The sequence below is a fragment of the Pseudogemmobacter lacusdianii genome (assembly GCF_030848395.1).
Classification (GTDB): Bacteria; Pseudomonadota; Alphaproteobacteria; order Rhodobacterales; family Rhodobacteraceae; genus Pseudogemmobacter; species Pseudogemmobacter lacusdianii.
In genome coordinates this window covers 21,464-38,306 of the sequence record NZ_JAVDBT010000018.1, presented here as the reverse complement: position 1 = coordinate 38,306, position 16,843 = coordinate 21,464, and the positions used below count along the sequence as shown (strand labels likewise).

The 16,843-nt window shown below is 59.9% G+C and carries 15 protein-coding genes; 6 read left to right on the top strand and 9 right to left on the bottom strand.

The window, feature by feature from the left end; translation table 11 throughout:
* Nucleotides 1-38 precede the first annotated feature (38 nt).
* Entirely contained in the window at nucleotides 39-1,361 is a 1,323-nt protein-coding gene (locus Q9295_RS16140; protein ID WP_306681619.1) for a nucleobase:cation symporter-2 family protein, read from the bottom strand.
* A 199-nt stretch (nucleotides 1,362-1,560) separates the two neighbouring features.
* On the opposite strand from Q9295_RS16140, the gene Q9295_RS16135 reads away from it, so the two are divergent.
* The 5 genes from Q9295_RS16135 (at nucleotide 1,561) to Q9295_RS16115 (ending at nucleotide 6,750) form a co-directional block, all read left to right on the top strand.
* Nucleotides 1,561-2,526, top strand: a complete 966-nt coding sequence (locus tag Q9295_RS16135; protein ID WP_306681618.1) for a LysR family transcriptional regulator — start codon at nucleotides 1,561-1,563, stop codon at nucleotides 2,524-2,526.
* Between the two features lie 270 nt (nucleotides 2,527-2,796).
* Nucleotides 2,797-3,723, top strand: a complete 927-nt coding sequence (locus Q9295_RS16130; protein ID WP_306681617.1) for an amidohydrolase family protein — start codon at nucleotides 2,797-2,799, stop codon at nucleotides 3,721-3,723.
* Between the two features lie 34 nt (nucleotides 3,724-3,757).
* Nucleotides 3,758-4,705 (top strand): amidohydrolase family protein, encoded by a 948-nt coding sequence (locus Q9295_RS16125; protein WP_306681616.1) that lies wholly within the window; start codon nucleotides 3,758-3,760, stop codon nucleotides 4,703-4,705.
* A 66-nt stretch (nucleotides 4,706-4,771) separates the two neighbouring features.
* Nucleotides 4,772-6,154 carry a UbiD family decarboxylase gene (locus Q9295_RS16120; protein ID WP_306681615.1) on the top strand — a complete coding sequence of 461 codons (1,383 nt, stop codon included), beginning with the start codon at nucleotides 4,772-4,774 and terminating at the stop codon, nucleotides 6,152-6,154.
* Complete coding sequence (locus Q9295_RS16115) at nucleotides 6,151-6,750, top strand: UbiX family flavin prenyltransferase (protein WP_306681614.1); 600 nt, start codon at nucleotides 6,151-6,153, stop codon at nucleotides 6,748-6,750. The genes Q9295_RS16120 and Q9295_RS16115 overlap by 4 nt, the downstream gene beginning before the upstream one ends.
* 86 nt (nucleotides 6,751-6,836) lie before the next feature.
* Here Q9295_RS16115 and Q9295_RS16110 read toward each other — a convergent pair whose 3' ends face one another.
* The 5 genes from Q9295_RS16110 to Q9295_RS16090 form a co-directional block, all read right to left on the bottom strand.
* Nucleotides 6,837-7,865: a CobW family GTP-binding protein gene (locus Q9295_RS16110; RefSeq protein ID WP_306681613.1), complete on the bottom strand. Its 1,029-nt coding sequence runs from the start codon at nucleotides 7,863-7,865 to the stop codon at nucleotides 6,837-6,839.
* The gene (locus Q9295_RS16105; RefSeq protein WP_306681612.1) at nucleotides 7,852-10,161 is read right to left on the bottom strand and encodes a xanthine dehydrogenase family protein molybdopterin-binding subunit; all 2,310 of its coding nucleotides are present in this window, start codon (nucleotides 10,159-10,161) and stop codon (nucleotides 7,852-7,854) included. Before Q9295_RS16105 ends, Q9295_RS16110 begins: the two co-directional genes overlap by 14 nt.
* A gap of 3 nt (nucleotides 10,162-10,164) precedes the next feature.
* A complete protein-coding gene (locus Q9295_RS16100; RefSeq protein ID WP_306681611.1) occupies nucleotides 10,165-10,677 on the bottom strand; it encodes a (2Fe-2S)-binding protein in 513 nt (170 codons plus the stop codon).
* Nucleotides 10,674-11,537 carry an FAD binding domain-containing protein gene (locus tag Q9295_RS16095; protein WP_306681610.1) on the bottom strand — a complete coding sequence of 288 codons (864 nt, stop codon included), beginning with the start codon at nucleotides 11,535-11,537 and terminating at the stop codon, nucleotides 10,674-10,676. The genes Q9295_RS16100 and Q9295_RS16095 overlap by 4 nt, the downstream gene beginning before the upstream one ends.
* Before the next feature lie 94 nt (nucleotides 11,538-11,631).
* Entirely contained in the window at nucleotides 11,632-12,339 is a 708-nt protein-coding gene (locus Q9295_RS16090; protein WP_306681609.1) for a GntR family transcriptional regulator, read from the bottom strand.
* 131 nt (nucleotides 12,340-12,470) lie between these two features.
* On the opposite strand from Q9295_RS16090, the gene Q9295_RS16085 reads away from it, so the two are divergent.
* Nucleotides 12,471-13,424 (top strand): XdhC family protein, encoded by a 954-nt coding sequence (locus tag Q9295_RS16085; RefSeq protein ID WP_306681608.1) that lies wholly within the window; start codon nucleotides 12,471-12,473, stop codon nucleotides 13,422-13,424.
* On the opposite strand, the gene Q9295_RS16080 is transcribed toward Q9295_RS16085, so the two are convergent.
* From Q9295_RS16080 to Q9295_RS16070, 3 genes are read right to left on the bottom strand one after another with little or no spacing between them, the layout of a single operon-like run.
* Nucleotides 13,421-14,326: a LysR family transcriptional regulator gene (locus tag Q9295_RS16080; RefSeq protein ID WP_306681607.1), complete on the bottom strand. Its 906-nt coding sequence runs from the start codon at nucleotides 14,324-14,326 to the stop codon at nucleotides 13,421-13,423. The genes Q9295_RS16085 and Q9295_RS16080 overlap by 4 nt on opposite strands.
* A 24-nt stretch (nucleotides 14,327-14,350) precedes the next feature.
* The gene (locus Q9295_RS16075; RefSeq protein ID WP_306681606.1) at nucleotides 14,351-15,916 is read right to left on the bottom strand and encodes an ABC transporter ATP-binding protein; all 1,566 of its coding nucleotides are present in this window, start codon (nucleotides 15,914-15,916) and stop codon (nucleotides 14,351-14,353) included.
* Nucleotides 15,903-16,835, bottom strand: a complete 933-nt coding sequence (locus Q9295_RS16070) for an ABC transporter permease (RefSeq protein WP_306681605.1) — start codon at nucleotides 16,833-16,835, stop codon at nucleotides 15,903-15,905. Before Q9295_RS16070 ends, Q9295_RS16075 begins: the two co-directional genes overlap by 14 nt.
* Nucleotides 16,836-16,843: the final 8 nt, after the last annotated feature.

The window sequence follows — 16,843 nt, the reverse complement described above, 5'->3', positions numbered from 1 at the left end:
TGAGCCAGCAGTCACAGCCGTAAGGCCAGTGATTGGGGTCAATGCGCCTCGATCTCTTGGCCCTTCGGCGGGATGCCGTTGAACAGAACGTTCAAAAGCAGCGCCGAGAAGGTGCCGACCAAAATGCCGCTGCCAAAGATCTTGTTAAAGATCGGTGGCAATTGGTTGTAGATGCCGGGGGCCACGACAGGGATGGCCGACAGCGCAAGGCTGACCGCGACGATGTAGATGTTGCGGCGATTGTTGATGAAATCCGCGCGACCAAGGATCTTGATCCCCGTCGCCGATACCATCCCGAACATCACAACCGCTGCGCCGCCGATCACATAGCTGGGGATCGAGGCACTGATGAAGGCGACCTTCGGCAAACAGCCCAGCACGATCAGCATCGCACCACCCGTGGCCACCGCAAAGCGGCTGAGCACGTTGGTGATCTGCAAAAGCCCAACGTTCTGGGCATAGGTCGTATAGGTGAAGGTGTTGAAAATCCCCCCGATGATATTGCCCAGACCATCTGTGCGCAGGCCGCGCGCCAACCGGTCCTCGGAGATTTTTTGGCCTGCCATATCGCCCACTGCGACGAACTGGCCGACCGCCTCGATCATCATCACGACCATGACTGCACAAAGTGCCACGGTTCCCCATAGGTTGAAAATCGGCCAGCCGAAGTGGAAGGGGGTCACAATATTGACCCAGCCCGCATCGCCCAAGCCGGTGAAATCAACCCGGCCCGCGATGATCGAGACGATGAAGCCCAAAGTGATCCCGATGAGAACGCCCAGATTGGCGACAAAGCCTTTGCAGAAACGGGTGACCACCAGAATGGTGATCAAGACCAAGGCTGCGACCGCAAGGCCGAAGGGCTCGCCGTATTTCGGATTGGGGATCGGGCCATCGGCGGTCATGATCGTGGGCATGCCGCCTGCGGTCCAGTTCACCCCGACGCGCATCAGCGCGATGCCGATGACCAGCATGACCGTACCGGTGACGACCGCGGGGAAGAAGCGCACCCATTTGCTGAAGAACTTAGCCGCAATCAGCGTGAACACACCCGAAGCGATCACCGCGCCAAAGACGCCTTGAATGCCAAGCTCGGGATCGTTGCCAGTGGCGATGATGGCCGGAACAGCGGTGAAGCTGATCCCCATCATGATCGGCAGTCGGGCCCCGACATTCAGCAGGCCCAAGCATTGGATCATGGTGACAATGCCGCAGCAAAAGAGGTCTGCACTGACCAAGAATGCGATCTGATCCTTGGGAAGCCCCAGCGCGTTGCCCACCAAAAGCGGCACCGCGACAGCCCCCGCATACATCACCAAAACATGCTGAAGCCCCAAAGCGAGCAGCTTCGGGGCCGGCATTCTTTCTTCAATCGGATCGATTAGACGACTGTCTCCGATCCCTTCCGCTTCTGTGACTAGGGTCATTCACTATCCTCCCGTGGATGTAGGCGCAGCGGCATTTTTTGCGTCCGCTGTCATTTTTCAGTCCCATAATGGGCGATTGACCATTTATTGAGAAGCCAGCACAATCTTCTTAATGCATTAGCTAAACTGATGAATGTTACGCTTGGGGAGGCCAAATTTGGAGCCGACACTCAAACAACTTCGCGCCTTGGTCGCAGCCGCAGACGCAGGACAATTCACTCGCGCTGCGGAACGCCTCAACATATCTCAGTCCGCTGTTAGCTTGTTAATCAACCAGCTTGAGGAGAATCTTTCGCTGCGCTTGTTTGACCGCCACACCCGGCTTTTGCGCCTGACCGAGGCGGGGGTTGAGGTGCTGGCGGTGGCGCGGCGGACTTTGGCGGACATCGATAGCCTTGTTGAGAGTGCGCAAGATCTGAACAGCTTGCGGCGGGGCAGGGTCTCGGTTGCGGCGGGGACGCTGCAAGCGGCGCTTCTGTTGCCGCGGCTGATCCATAGCTTTCGGCAAAGCCATGAGCAGGTGGATGTCTCGCTGCATGACGTGCCCGAGCGCTCGGTGATCGATATGGTGAAAAGCGGCGCGGTGGACATCGGTCTTGGCACCGTGCCTAGCGACGACAGTGAGATCATCGGCAGCCCATTGATGACTGAAGCCTATCTTGCCGTGCTGCGCCCCGAACATCCTTTGGCACAGCGCAAGCAATTGCGATGGCAAGATCTGGCCGGTGAGACATTGATCCGCCCCCAGCTTGGCAACCCCATCCGAGATAGATTCGAGACCGAATTGGCGCGGGCTGGCCTGTCGCTGCCCTTGCACCGTGCCTTCCAAGATGTGGCCTTGCCGCTGACCATTATCGGCATGGTGGATGCGGGACTTGGGGTTGCGATCATGACGGCCACGGTGATTCCTTTAGCGGAATCGATGGGGCTGAGGACGCTATTGCCTTCGGATCCGCATATCACCCGCGACATCTCGTTGATCATTCGCAGCGACCGCTCGCTGTCGCCAGCGGCGCGGCAGTTCAAGGATTTCTTGCACCGCAGCATGCAGGAAAAGGCCCGAAAGCAATCGAAACACGCCGCCGCATCAAATTGTTGACAATCTATTTGGGAAGTGATTTGCTTTCCCTCGAGTAGAAGCAAAAGGCTGCTAACCTGCGGCGTTAATTGCTCATTTTTCGAATTGAGATCGAAAGGTGAGTGATGCCGTGCTTTTTGCAGACTTAAGACAATCCACCCGCACTCCTGAATTCGCACCGGCTGCTGGTCAGCCCGCGCTGTCTTTTGTCGTCTCGGCTTCCGTTTGGAAGTCGGGTGGATCGTCGCTGCCTGCTCGGAACCTCATTTCACCAAACAGGAGGTCGAACCCGTGATCATAGATCTAAGCTGCTACCCAACTGATCTTGTTGATCTCGCCTGGCGCCATGATGGCGAGCCTTTCACCGGAGAGCGGCTGCTCAAGATGATGGACGGCCCGTTCTATGTGAATGGCAAACCCCGGCGGATTGATAAGGCATTCATCCAACCGCCGCAGGGCAACACCATCTACACCGATGGCATTTTGGAATCGGAAGGCAAGGCGGCGATCCGCCAATACATGGCCTATACCGAGAAGATGGTCACCGAGCATCCGGACCGCTTCTTGGGCTGCTTTGTCTATAACCCGCGCTACGGCACCCAGAACGGGGCCGAGGAAATCGCGCGTTATGCCAAAGAGTTCGACTTCAAGATGGTCCAACTGCAGGCGAATATGCACGCCTATCGCCCGGACCGTGCTTTGGACTGGCTGCGCCCGGCGATGAAGGTCTGTGCCGACCTTGGCCTTATGGTCAAAGTGCACACCGGCGACGGCCCCTACTCGATCCCGACCGAGTTCTACCCGATCATCCGCGAGTTCCCGGAAGTGAACTTCATCCTTGCACACTTCGGCGTGCAGACCGGCGGCGTCTACGTCTTCGAGCCCTTCCAGATGGCGATGGATGCTCCGAACGTCTACGTCGAATCCGGCTGGTGCTTGCAGTCGCGGATCGTGGAATTTGCCAAGGAACTGCCGACCCATAAGATCCTTTTCGGCACCGATACCCCGCCGAATGAGCCCGGCATGTGGCTGCGCCTTCTGGAAGTGTTGTGCCATGAGCCCCCGCAGGGTCTGCGCCTCGATGAGGTGACCCTCGAAGACTATCTCGGCAACAACGTTGCCCGGATGATCGGACTTGAGACCACTCCGCCCCCGGCAAGTGTGGCCGAAGCCGAAGCCTACCTGAGAGCGCACGGCGTTCAGCTCGAGACGGCCTAAGCAGCGCATCAGGTAAACCCAACAGGAGACGAGCATGATTATCGACACGCACCTCCATCCCACGAATCTCGTGGACGAGGCCTGGCGTCACACCGGTGAGCCCTTCACGGGCGAGCGGATGCTGAAGCTGATGGACGGTCCTTATATGATCAACGGCAAGCCGCGCCGGATCGATATGGGCTTCATCCAGCCGCCGCCCGGCAACACCGGCTATCGTGACGGCAACCGCATGGGCCGCGAGGGTATTCGCGACTACATGGCCTATTGCGCCGAGCTGTGCCAGAAATACCCTGATCGGTTCATCGGCAACTTCAACTATAACCCTCGCTGGGGACCGGAAAACGGCGCGGCCGAGCTGGAATTCCACGTTAAGGAATACGGCTTCAAGATGCTGAAGCTGCACGCCAACATGCATGGTTACCGTCCCGACCGCGCGCTGGAATGGCTGCGTCCGGCGATGAAGAAATGCGCCGAGCTGGGCGTAGTGGTTCTGATCCACACCGGCGACGGGCCCTATACGATCCCGACGATGTTCTACCCGATCATCCGCGAATTCCCGATGGTTAACTTTATCATCGGTCACTTCGGGATCCAGACGGGTGGCAACTATTCGTTCGAATCCTTCTGGATGGCGCATGACACGCCCAACGTTTACTGCGAGTCCGGTTGGTGCTTCCAATCGCGGATCGTGGAATTCGCCAAGCAATTGCCGCGCAACAAGATTGTCTTCGGCACGGATTCGCCGCCGAACGATCCCGGCATGTGGCTGCGCGAGTTGGAAGTGCTCTGCCACGAACCGCCGCATGGCATGAACCTCTCGGAAGAGGATCTCGAGGGTTATCTTGGCAACAACATCGCCAAGCTGGTCGGCCTGACCCCGACCCCGCCGCCGGTCAATAAGGCTGATGCCGAGGCGCGCCTGAAAGACACCTATGCCAATGTCGATAAGGCCACCGGCAAGAGCCTTTTGGTCTCGGCCTAAGGTGATCTGAGCATCGTGCCGCCGGTTTGACCGGCGGCACATCCCCGACCAGCCCCGGAGCCTATGATGTCCCAGTCCGACTTCCACCGCCAAGATGTGCGCCATTATCTGGCCAGCTATCGCGCGGCCCATCCTGAAGATGTGCTGACGTTGAACGGGGCGGTTTCGCAGGATCAGGATGCGACGGCCTTGGTGTTTGGACTGGCCGCGAAAGGCCGCGCGCCCTTGATCGAGATGACCAATGTCGAAGGGCTCGGGGCAAAGGTGCTGACGAATATCTTCGGCTGCCGCACGCGGATTGCGCGGATGTTTGGCACCGATGTTGCGGGTCTGCATGACGCCTATCAGGCCGCCGCCCGCCGCGCGGTTGAGCCTGAAGAGATGACCGACGCACCTGTGTTTGAGCAGGTGATCACCGAGAATATCGATCTGAACGACCTGCCGATGCTGAAGCATTTCGCAACGGATGGAGCGAAATACATCACCAGCGGGATCATTCTGGCCGAGCATCCCGAGACCGGGGTCGGCAATCTCAGCTACCACCGCTCGATGATCAACACGCCCGACACGCTGGCCACCAGTCTGCATTCGCGCGGGCATCTGTGGCGGCTTTTGAACATGGCGAAAGAGGCTGGAAAGCCGATGCCCGTTGCCATGATTATCGGCGCGCATCCTTTGTTCATGATTGCCGCCTCGGCCCGGTTGGCCTTTGGCGAGGATGAGCGCAGCATCGCGGGCGGGCTGCTCGGAGAGCCGCTGAAAGTGGTGCGCACGCCGAAATACGGGCTGCGCGTTCCTGCCTATGCCGAAATGGTATTGGAAGGGGTGATCGACCCCGAAGCCCATGTTGCCGAAGGCCCGTTTGGCGAGTTCACTGGCTACTCCTCGGATCGCTCGACCAACAACCTCTTCCGGGTTGAGACTGTGATGCGCCGGCGCGACCCGATCCTTGTCAGCGTGACGGGCGGCAATTCGGCCGAACATCTTAACCTTGGCCGCGTCCCGCGCGAGGCTGAGATGGCCGAGAAAATCAAACAACGTTTCCCCAGCGTGACGGCGATGCATTACCCCGCCTCGGGCACGCATTTCCATGCCTATGTCGCCTTGAACCAGCAGCGTTTTGGTGAGGCGCGTCAGGTGCTTATGGGCATTCTTGGCTGGGATCCCTATTTGAAGACCGTGATCGCGGTGGACAGCGATGTTGATATCACCCGCGATGAAGAGGTGCTCTGGGCGATGTCCACGCATTTCCAGCCGCACCGCGATGTGATGATCATCGACTCGCTGCCCGGCAATGCGCTGGACCCTTCGGCCTCGGGCATTGGCACCACCTCGCGGATGGGTTTGGATGCGACGCGTGGGCCCGATTTCCACGGTGTCCGGGCGGTGATTGATGACGCGGCGCAGGCGCGTGCGGCAGCGCTTTTGAAGGCTGCGGGCGTGTCATGAGCCGAAATGGCGGTGCTCCGACCAGACCGCGCCTGATCGTCGGGATCTCCGGCGCATCCGGGGCGATCTATGGCAGGCGGGTGCTTGAGGTGCTGCGCGAGATGGAGATCGAAAGCCATCTGGTGATCTCGCAAGCGGCACGCCTGACGATTGCCCAAGAGACCGATTTCACCCCCGCCGACCTTGAGGCGATCGCTTCGGTGACGCATTCCAACAAGGATGTTGGTGCGTCTTGCGCAAGCGGGTCGTTCCGCACCTTGGGGATGATCGTTGCGCCTTGCTCGGTTAAATCCCTGTCCGAGATTGCGACGGGCATGACCACAAGCCTTTTGTCACGCGCCGCCGATGTCTGCTTGAAAGAGCGGCGGCGGCTGGTGTTGATGCTGCGCGAGACGCCGTTGCATTTGGGGCATATCCGCTCGATGGCGGCGGTGACGGAAATGGGCGGGATCATCTACCCGCCGGTGCCTGCCTTTTACGCCCAACCCACCAGTATTGCCGAGATGGTGGATCACACCGTCGGCAGGGTGTTGGATCTCTTTGATCTCGACAGCGGGCTTTCGCATCGCTGGGAAGGTCTGCGCCGGGGTCTTTAAGAGGAAGCCCAGCCTGCGCAAAAAGAAAGAAAACCCCGCCGATTTGACGGGGTTTTGCTTTTGTGGATGAGGGGTTGGCGGGGGGCTTAACCCCCGCTCTCCGACAGGCAATTGCGCAGCTCGGCTTCCAGCGCGGCTTTGTCCAGCTTGCGGCCGATAAAGACGATGCGGCTTTGCTTTGCCTCATCCGCCCGCCAGGGGTGATCGGGCCGCAGATCGATCAGCTCATGCACCGCTTGCAGCACGAAGAACCGCTCATCGCCGGCCATCCAAAGGATGCCCTTGGTGCGGAAGGCGGTCTCGCTGTTCTCCGAAAGGTGCCGCTTCAGGAAGGTGAGCAGCCGGTCTTGGTTGAAGGGCTGGTCAAAGGTGAAAGAGACCGAGGTGACGCTGGGGTCATGGCTGTGATGGTGATGATGGTGGTGACCATCCAGATCCAAAAGCTTGGCCCGCTCTTCGACATAGGAGGGGGTGAAGCCGCTGATCCCCAGAATGCCGCCAAGATCGACCTTGCCATATTCCGCCCGCAGAATGCCCGCGGTTTGGTTCAGCCCGCGGATATCGGTTTCAAGCAGAGCAAGCTCATCTTCATTGGCCAGATCGATCTTGTTGATGATCACCCGGTCGGCCGCGACAATCTGGTCCACCGCCTGATTGCTGCTACCGTCCAGCTCTTTGTCATGCAGATGCTGGCCGATATGTTTGGCATCGACCAGCGCCACAATGGCATCAAGCTGCACGGCATCGGTGACTTCGGGATCAATGAAGAAGCTGGTGGCGACCGGAGTTGGATCGGCCAGACCGCTGGTCTCGACGATCACATGATCGAACTTATCCTTTTGCGCCAAGAGCTTCTTCATGACCTGAATAAGGTCGTTGCGCACATCTACGAAGCAGCAGATGCAGCCGTTCTTCATCTGGAAGATCTCTTCATCCGAGGCCAAGACCAGATCGGAATCCACATCAATCTCGCCGAATTCATTCTCGATCACCGCGATGCGGTGACCGTGACGCTCGGTCAGGATGTAGTTGAGAAGGGTGGTTTTCCCCGCGCCCAGAAAGCCTGTGAGGATCGTGACCGGGATCTTGGAGTTCTGAGCCTCATAGACCTGCATTTGCGCCGTCCTTCTGTTTGGCCCGCAGGCCGTTCAACACGTCCTCGGGGGTAATGGGGTAGTGGTGGAAGCGAACGCCGATGGCGTCATAAACGGCATTGGCAATGGCGGGGCCGATGGCGATGATCGGATCCTCGCCAATGCCCTTGGCGCCCCAAGGCCCGCCGGGATCCGGGGCAGCCTCAAGGAGGACCGTCTCGATATCGGGCATATCCATCGAGAGCGGCATTTTGTAATCGACCAGCCCCGCGTTCAGCGAGCGACCGTTGCTGGTGTCGATCACATAATTCTCGGTCAGCGTATGGCCGATGCCTTGCTGAACGCCGCCCTCGACCTGGCCTTGGGCTGCGATCGGGTGGATGATCTTGCCGACATCATGCACCGGCATCACCTTTTTGCATTCGATGATGCCGGTTTCGGTATCCACCTCAACCTCAACGAAATGCGCGCCGAACGAATAGGATTTCGTCGGCATATAGCTGCCTGTGGCGATGAGATGCTCGGCCGGGATCCCGCGCGAGGGGCCCATCGCCTCAAGGATGGTCAGGCTGGTGCCGGGTTTGCCGGTGACGGTGATGATGCCATCAACCATCTCAAGGTTTTCGGCCTTTTCCTGCAGCTTCTCGGCCGCGCGGACCAAGACGCGGGCGCGCAGCTCGGCGGCTGCCATCTTCGCCGCGGTGCCCACCATATAGGTGGTGTGGCTGGCAAAGGCCCCGATGTCCCACGGCACCACATCCGTGTCACCATGCACAACCGAGACGGAGGAGAAGGTCACCCCCAGCTCTTCAGCCACGATCTGCGCCAAGGCGGTATGCGCGCCGGTGCCGAGACCCGCGGCCCCGGTCAAAAGCGTGATGCTGCCGTCTTCGTTCATCTTCACAGTGGCATTGCCCTGCTCTTTGATGCCCGGATAGGCGCTAGAGCCATGCATCTCGCAGCCGATGCCATAGCCTTTGCGGGCCGAGGGCCGACCTGCCACCAGCCGGTCCGGCGCCCCTTTCTTGGCGGCCCAATTAAAGGCTTCGACCCCGTGGCTGATGCAGCTTTCCAAACCATGCCCGATGATCGGATGGCCCGAGGGAGCAATGTCGCCTTCGCGCACGGCGTTGCGCAGGCGCATTTCAGCGGGATCGATGCCCAGCTTCTCGGCGGCCTCATCCATCTGGATGTCGAGCGCATAATAGGTCTGCACCACGCCATAGCCGCGGTAGGCCCCGGCGATGGGGGTGTTGGTATAGACCGCGCGCCCGTTCAGCCGCACATTGTCGCAGCGGTAAAGCGAGGTCGCCGAGGCGGTGCCGACATTGGTCACACCGGGGCTGTGAGAGCCGTAAGCGCCGGATTCAAAGACAACTTTCATCTCGCGCGCGACTAAGGTGCCATCTTTGCGGAAGCCTTGCTTCAGCCAAAGCTTGAACGGGTGCCGCGAACGGCCGGCCACGAAGGTCTCGCGCCGGGTGAATTCCATCTTCACCGGGCGGCGGCATTTCTTCGCCAGCAAAGCGCAAAGGAACTCATGCTGGAAAAGATCCTGCTTGGCGCCGAAGCCGCCGCCCATATGATCCACCAGCACGCGCACTTTGTTCAGCGGCAGACCCAGCACTTCGGCCAATGCACCGCGCACCATGAAAGAGGTCTGGGTCGAGGTCCAGAAGGTCAGCTTGTTGCTGCCATCCCAATCTGCGACGCAAACATTGGGCTCCATATAGGTGGGCGTCGGGCGGCCACCGGCGAATTCGCCTTCAAGGATCAAATCCGCCTCGGCAAAGCCTTTATCAACATCGCCGCGCTCAACATGCACCGGCGGGATGACCAGATTGCCACCCGGACCCACATCATGGATCAGGGGCGCATCGGGCAGTTGCGCGGTGTCGATGTCATAGACGCCGGGCAACGGCTCGTATTCCACTTCGATCAGGTCCAGTGCCTCATCGGCGATCTCTTCGCTGGTGGCTGCGACGGCGGCCACGCCTTCACCCCAAAAGCGCACGCGATCGTCGAGGATATATTGATCCTTGGTGCAAGAGGCCGAGCGCGGATGCGGTGAGCCGTAATGCAAGACGCGCGGCACGTCGTGATGGGTGAGCACGGCCTTCACGCCGGGATAGGCCAAGGCCTTTGAGACATCGATGCTTTTGATCTTGGCATGGGCGATCTCAGAGCGCTTGATCTTGCCGAAAAGCATGCCCGGCATATGATAATCGCCGGTATATTTGCCCTCGCCAGTGACCTTTTCGATAACATCATCGCGTTTGACGCTTTTGCCGACGATGCGGAAATCTTGCTTGGTCATGGATCAGGCCTCCACTTTGGTGGCAGGCAGCGCCATGCCTGTTTCGGCCATGCGCTTGCCGGCAGTGCGGATGGCGTCAAAGATTTTGGTGTAACCGGTGCAGCGGCAGATATTGCCCGACAGGCCGAAACGGATTTCCTCATCCGTGGGCAGTGGGTTGGACTCAAGCAGATGCTTGGCCATGATCAAAATGCCCGGCGTGCAGAAGCCGCATTGCGAGGCGCCATGCTCCATAAAGGCCTGCTGCAACGGGTGCAGATCATCGGGACTGGCCTGCAGGCCTTCAATCGTGGTGATCTGCGCGCCCTGCGCTTCGACCGCCAAGATCATGCAGGCGTTGATCGGTTTGCCATCCAAGATCACCGTGCAGGCGCCGCAATCACCGACATCGCAGCCCTTTTTGGTGCCGGTCAGCCCAGCTTCTTCGCGCAAAGCGTCCAAAAGCGAGCGGTGCCCTTCGACGGCAAAGCTGCGGCTTTCGCCATTCACCACCAGATCCAAAACTGTCTTGGTCATGCTGCGACCTCCAAGACTTGTTGAACGGCGCGGCGGGTCAAAACGCCCACCATCTCGCGGCGGTAGTCGGCCGAGCTGCGCACGTTGCTGATGGGGGTGCATTCAAGCATGGCCTGCTGGGCAGCAGAGGTGACGGTTTTCGGATCAAGCCGGGTGCCGACCAAAAGCGCCTCGGCTTGCGGCGCACGCAGCACCACCGGGCCAACCGCACCAAGTGCGATCCGGGCGGCGGTGCAAATGCCGTCCTTGGTGTCAAGCGAGACAGCAACGCCAACCGTTGCCAGCTCCATCGCTTTGCGCCGACCATGCTTGATATAGGCGCGATAGCTGCCGGGTTGGGGCGGCGGCACGGTGATTGCGGTTGCGATCTCGCCCGCGCGCAGGACCGAGCGGCCGGGACCTGTGAAAAACTCGGCCAGCGGGATGATGCGCGCGCCATCGGGATGCCAGGTCTCGATCGAGGCGCCATCCGCCACCAAGGGCGGGATCGTATCGGCCGAGGGAGAGGCGCGGCAGATATTGCCGATCACTGTGGCCCGGTTGCGCACTTGGATCGAGGCAAGCGCGCAGAGCGCGTCATACAAATTGGGGTAGAGCTGGGCGAGGCCGGGATGAGCCGCCAGCTCACCCGCCGTGGTCATCGCTCCGAAGCGCAAGCCTTGGGCGGCCGAGCAGGTGATACCGCTAAGGCCGGGAACTTTCTTGATATCGACAAGATGCTTGACGGTGCGCAGACGCTCGCGGATCTCGACCAGCAGATCTGTGCCACCGGCAAGGATGAAGGCGCCGTCACCCAAACTGGTCAGAAGGCCCGAGACCTCCTCAAGTGAATTCGGCGCGTGATATTCGAATCTTCGCAATTCGCCCTCCTCTGGCTGTTGGTCACAAGCAACGTTCACTGCCTGGCCGCTTACCGATTGGGGCTACGCCGGGGGTTGTCCTTTTCCTGTCCTGTCAGGTCGGTCCTTCGGCATGTTCGCGAAGGAATTCCCGCTCCAAAGCAAGGAGCAGCTCGGTGTTGACCGCTTCGGCCTGCGCGCCATCGCCGCGCAGCAAAGCTGCCAAAGTTTTGGTATGGGCCGCGACGCCCGAAAAGGCGGATTGGCGGCCGGTTTTGCGCGCGCCCAAGAGCGGCTGGCAATCGATCAGATCGCGCACGAAGCGGGCCATCATCTCATTCCCGGCAAGCTCAGTGAAAGCGACGTGGAAGGCGCGCGACATCTGCCGCGCCTCGCTCAGCTGGCCTTCGTCATAGGCCGCAGCCTCATGGCGCAAGATGGTTTGCAGCCGGTCGCGGCCCGGTTCATCCAAGCTGCCAGCCAGCATCCGCAAGGCCGCGCCTTCGTTGACGATCCGCGCTTTCATGATCTGCTGCGTCGTGTCGGGTGAGCATTGCATCACCCGCGCGCCTTGGTGTCGGGTCAGATGGACCAAGCCCGCTTGCGACAGGCGCAGCAAAGCGTTGCGCACAGCCTGACGATTGGCCCCCGCCATCTCGGAAAGCTGGCGCTCGACCAAGCGCTGACCGGGCTGCAGGCGATGTGATTGAATCTCGTCATGCACCAGCCAATAGACCCGATCCTCGGCCTCAGGACCGCTTTTGCGGTCGTGTTGAGCGGAAGGCTCAATCAGTGGAGCGTGAGATTCAATGTGCTGTGTCATGGACTTCAGGATTGTCAACAATCCTACAGTGTGACTAAACTCTGAGATTGTCAACAATAATGACCCAACTGCTACATCCGGTTTTTTCGGCTTACCCGTTCCCCCTAAAACACCTGAATTTGAGGCGGCCCATGAACTTGGCGAGAACGTCAGCCCTGCCTTTCTTTGAACGCCTGCCAGCCTTGTCAGACCCTTGGGAGGCCGCTTTGGCCTTTGGTCCGGGCACGGTGATGGCGGTGCTCAGTGCCACTTCTGGCCCGGCTTCCCGCAGCCCCGGTGCCGCTATGGCAATTGCGGCCAGTGGCCGGTTTGCCGGGGCTTTGACCTCGGGCTGCATCGAGGCGGATCTGATCTTACAGGCCCGCAAGGTGCGCGAAAGCGGTGCGCCTTTGCATCTGCGCTACGGCGAGGGCTCGGCTTTCATGGATCTTAAGCTGCCTTGTGGCGGCGCGATTGAGGTGCAGCTCTTTATGATTCGTGATGTCGCGCCGCTGACCGCGCTGTCGGCGGCCCGCGCCGATCGGCGTGATGTCACACTGACGCTTCTTGCCGACGGGCAACTGCAGCTTTCAGACAAGGTTGAGGCGCCCTCGACAGGCTTTGCGATGCATTTTGGGCCCGGGCTGCGGTTCCTTATCTTTGGAGCCGGGGCCGAGGCGATGGTCTTTGCCGATCTTGTCCGGACGCTTGGCTATGACCACCGGCTGATCTCGCATGATGCGCAATCCTTGGCGCTGGGCCGCCAGTCGGGCTGCGATGTGCTGGCGCTGACGCTAGGCTTCGAGATCCAAGAACTGGTGTCCGACAGCCGTTGTGCGGCGGTGCTCTTCTATCACGATCATGATTATGAGACCGAGATCTTGCGCCAACTTATGGAAGGTCCGGCCTTCTACATTGGTGCGCAGGGCAGCCGGGCGACCCATGCCAAGCGTCTTGCGCGACTGGAAGATCTGGGCATCGATGAGCGGCAGCTGGCGCGGGTGCAAGGACCGATCGGGCTGATCCCATCGGCGCGCGATCCCAAAATTCTTGCGATCTCTGCCCTTGCCGAGGTGCTGATGCAGGCGGAGGCTCTTGGGCCTTAATCTGCGGCGTGGACCGCAACGGCGTCGCGCAAGATCAGTTCTTTGAACTTTTGCGCGGCCGGCGGCAGGCTGCGCTGGCGGTGTTGCAGCACTGAAATCTCGCGGGTGACGCGTGGCTCAATCAGCTCAATCGTGCGGACATGCACCGCCGAGGCCAGTTGCCGCGCATTCTCGGGCAGAACCGAGATGCCAAGTCCTTCGGAAATCAGACTGATTGCCGTGGTCGAGAACCGCACCTCATAGCTGGGCCGAAAGCTGGGGGAGACGCGCAGCATTGCCCGATCGACAATCTCGCGCAGCGGGTTCTCGGCGGCGAGCACGATCAGCCGTTCTTTCTCAAGATCCTGCCAGCGGACATGTTTCATCTGGGCAAAGCGATGATCCGCTCGGCAGGTCACCATCAGCCGGTCTGAGATCACCGGAGTGGCCTTAATCTCGGGCTCATCATCCGGCAAGGTGCCGATGGCCATATCCACTTGACCCGATTTCAGCGCGGTGCGGATCCGCTCTTCGGCCATATCATGCAACTGCACGGTGACACCGGGGTGCTGCTTGAGAAACCTTGCCATCAGCACCGGCACGATGGTCGCCGCCAGCACGATCGAGGCGGCGATCGCCACCTTGCCATGTTTCAGCGCGGCACTGTCGCGCACATTGCGTGTGGCCATTTCAAGATCTTCAACCGCTTTGCGCGCCTGCGGCAGGAAATCCTTTCCAATCGACGTCAGGCTGACCATCCGCGTGTGGCGGTCAAAGAGGGTGACGCCCATCTCCGCCTCAAGCTCGCGGATCAGAATGCTGACAGCGGATTGGGTGAGGCTAAGTTTATTGGCCGCCAGATTAAAGCGTCCCAGATCCGCAATCGCGATGAAGGCGCGGATCTGGCGCAGCGTGATATTCATCCCAACACCTGCCTTAAGTTCCCATCACGTCAAGGCGGGCTCCATCGCGGCAGCGGGCGCGGACCTTTGACCGGCCATCATCAGGCCAACCTCTTCTAGGCGGCTGCGATCGGCGGGAACTTCGCCCAAGATCTCGCCGTGGAACATCACCAAGATGCGGTCGCAGACGGTGAAAAGCTCTTCCAACTCAGTCGAGATCAGCAAGATCGCGCGGCCTGCATCGCGCTGTTTCAGCATTTCTTGCAAGATGAATTCGATCGCGCCGATGTCGATGCCGCGTGTCAGCTGGCTGACAAGGATGAAGTTCGGATCGCGGGCCAATTCTCGGGCCACCACCAACTTTTGCTGATTGCCGCCGGAGAGATTGGCCAAGAATTCTTCCTCATCGGGTGTTTTGACGCGGAAACGCTTGATCAAATCGCGCGCAAAACTGGCCGTCACGCCGCGCTGCAACAGGCCCTTTTTCGCGAAGGGGCTTTGGTTGTAGCGGTGCAAAATCGCATTTTCGGCCAAAGTGAAGGGCAGCAAGACCCCCATTTTGTGGCGATCTTCCGGCACATGCGCGAAGGAGAGTTGGTTGATTTCGGCCGGAGAAAGGCCGGTGATGTCCTTGCCTTCCAGCGAGACCTTGCCTGCATCAATTGGCAAAAGCCCTGAGATGGCCAAGGAAAGCTCGGTCTGGCCATTGCCCGAGACGCCAGCGATGCCGACAATCTCACCAGCTTTGACTGAAAAGCTGACGCCTTTCAAAGCTGGCAGTCCCAGATCGTTGCGGCACGACAGCCCGTCCACGGACAGAACCACCTGACCCGGATTTGCCGACCCTCGGGGCAGTTCCATCAAGACATCGCGGCCGACCATCAACCGGGCCAGCTCGCGCGGGTTGGTGTCTGTCACGGCCGTGGTGTGGACGACCTTGAAGTCCCGCATCACGCTGATCTGGTCGCTGACCCGCATCACCTCGTCCAGCTTGTGCGAGATGAAGATGACGGTTTTGCCATCTGCGACCAGATCGCGCATCAGATCCAGCAAGCGGTCGGTTTCTTGCGGGGTGAGGACGGCCGTGGGCTCGTCCAAGATCAACAGATCGGTGCCGTGGAATAGCACTTTGAGGATTTCCACCCTTTGCTGCTCACCAACTGAAAGATCCTCGATCACCGCATCGGGACGCACGTCCAGACCATAGCGGTCACTCAGCGCGGTGATACGCTGATGCACGGCTTTCATGTCATTGATCAGCCGCAGTGGCGTGCCCTGACCCAGAACGTAATTCTCGGCCACCGTCAGATTGGGGACCAGCATGAAATGCTGATGCACCATGCCAATGCCATGACGGATCGCTTCTCGCGGGGAGCCGATGTTCAAGGGCGCGCCCTTGTAATGGATCGAGCCTGAATCCGGCTTTAGAATGCCGCAAAGGATGGACATGAGCACACTTTTGCCCGCGCCATTCTCGCCCAGCAGGGCGTGGATCTCGCCCGGCTTCACCTCAAGCGTCACGCCCGCGCTGACTGTGACGGGCCCGAAGGATTTGTAGATCTCCTTCATTTGCAACAGATAGGGGCTGTTCATCGGTTTATCGTCCGTCATAGGCGATCCCCAATTTCCGAGGCGAGGCATTCTTGCCGCCAACCATGACCAGCGCGATGACGGTCATCACATAGGGCAGGGCTTGGAAGACTTGATACGGGATGTTCAGCATCGGCTGCGCCTGCAGTTGCAGCTGCAAAGCATAGAACAGGCCGAACATCAGCGAGACGAAGAAGGCCCCGGTCGGTGACCAGCGCGCAAAGACCACGACCGCCAAAGCGATGAAGCCCCGACCCGAGGTGATGCCTTCGACGAATTGGTTTGAGTGGCCCAAAGTCAGGAAAGCGCCGCCCAAGCCCGCGAGTCCGGTGCCAATCAGCACCGCGCCGTAGCGGTAGGCCGCCACGCTGCGCCCCGCGACATCTACCGCTTTGGGATGATCGCCCACCGCCCGCAAGGTCAGCCCGAAGGAGGTGCGATATAGCAGCACGGCAGCCAGAAGGGTGACAAGTATCGTGCTGTAAACGATCATGTTTTGGCGAAAGAGGGCTTCGCCCAAAAAGGGAATGTCGCTTAGGTAAGGGATTGCGATTGGCGGGGCGATGTCCACGCCGCGCCCGGTTGAGACGTAGTAGGTGCGGAAGAGAAAGGCCGTCAGCCCCATGCCCAAAAGGTTGATGGCAGCGCCGACGACGATCTGATTGGCCTTCACCGTGATGGTGAAAAAGGCAAAGATCAGCCCAAAGGCCATGCCCGCCACGATGCCAGAGCCCAGGCCCAGAAGGATGCTGCCGCTGGCGAAGGTGGCGGCAAAGCCGCAAAACGCGCCCATCAACATCGTGCCCTCAAGCCCGATGTTCAAAACGCCCGCGCGCTCGGAGATCACCTCGCCGATCGAGGTGAAAATCAGCGGGGTTGCCAGTCGCCATGCGGCACCGACCAGCGTTGCCAGAAAGCCGATTGTGATGAAATCCAACATGTCCCGCT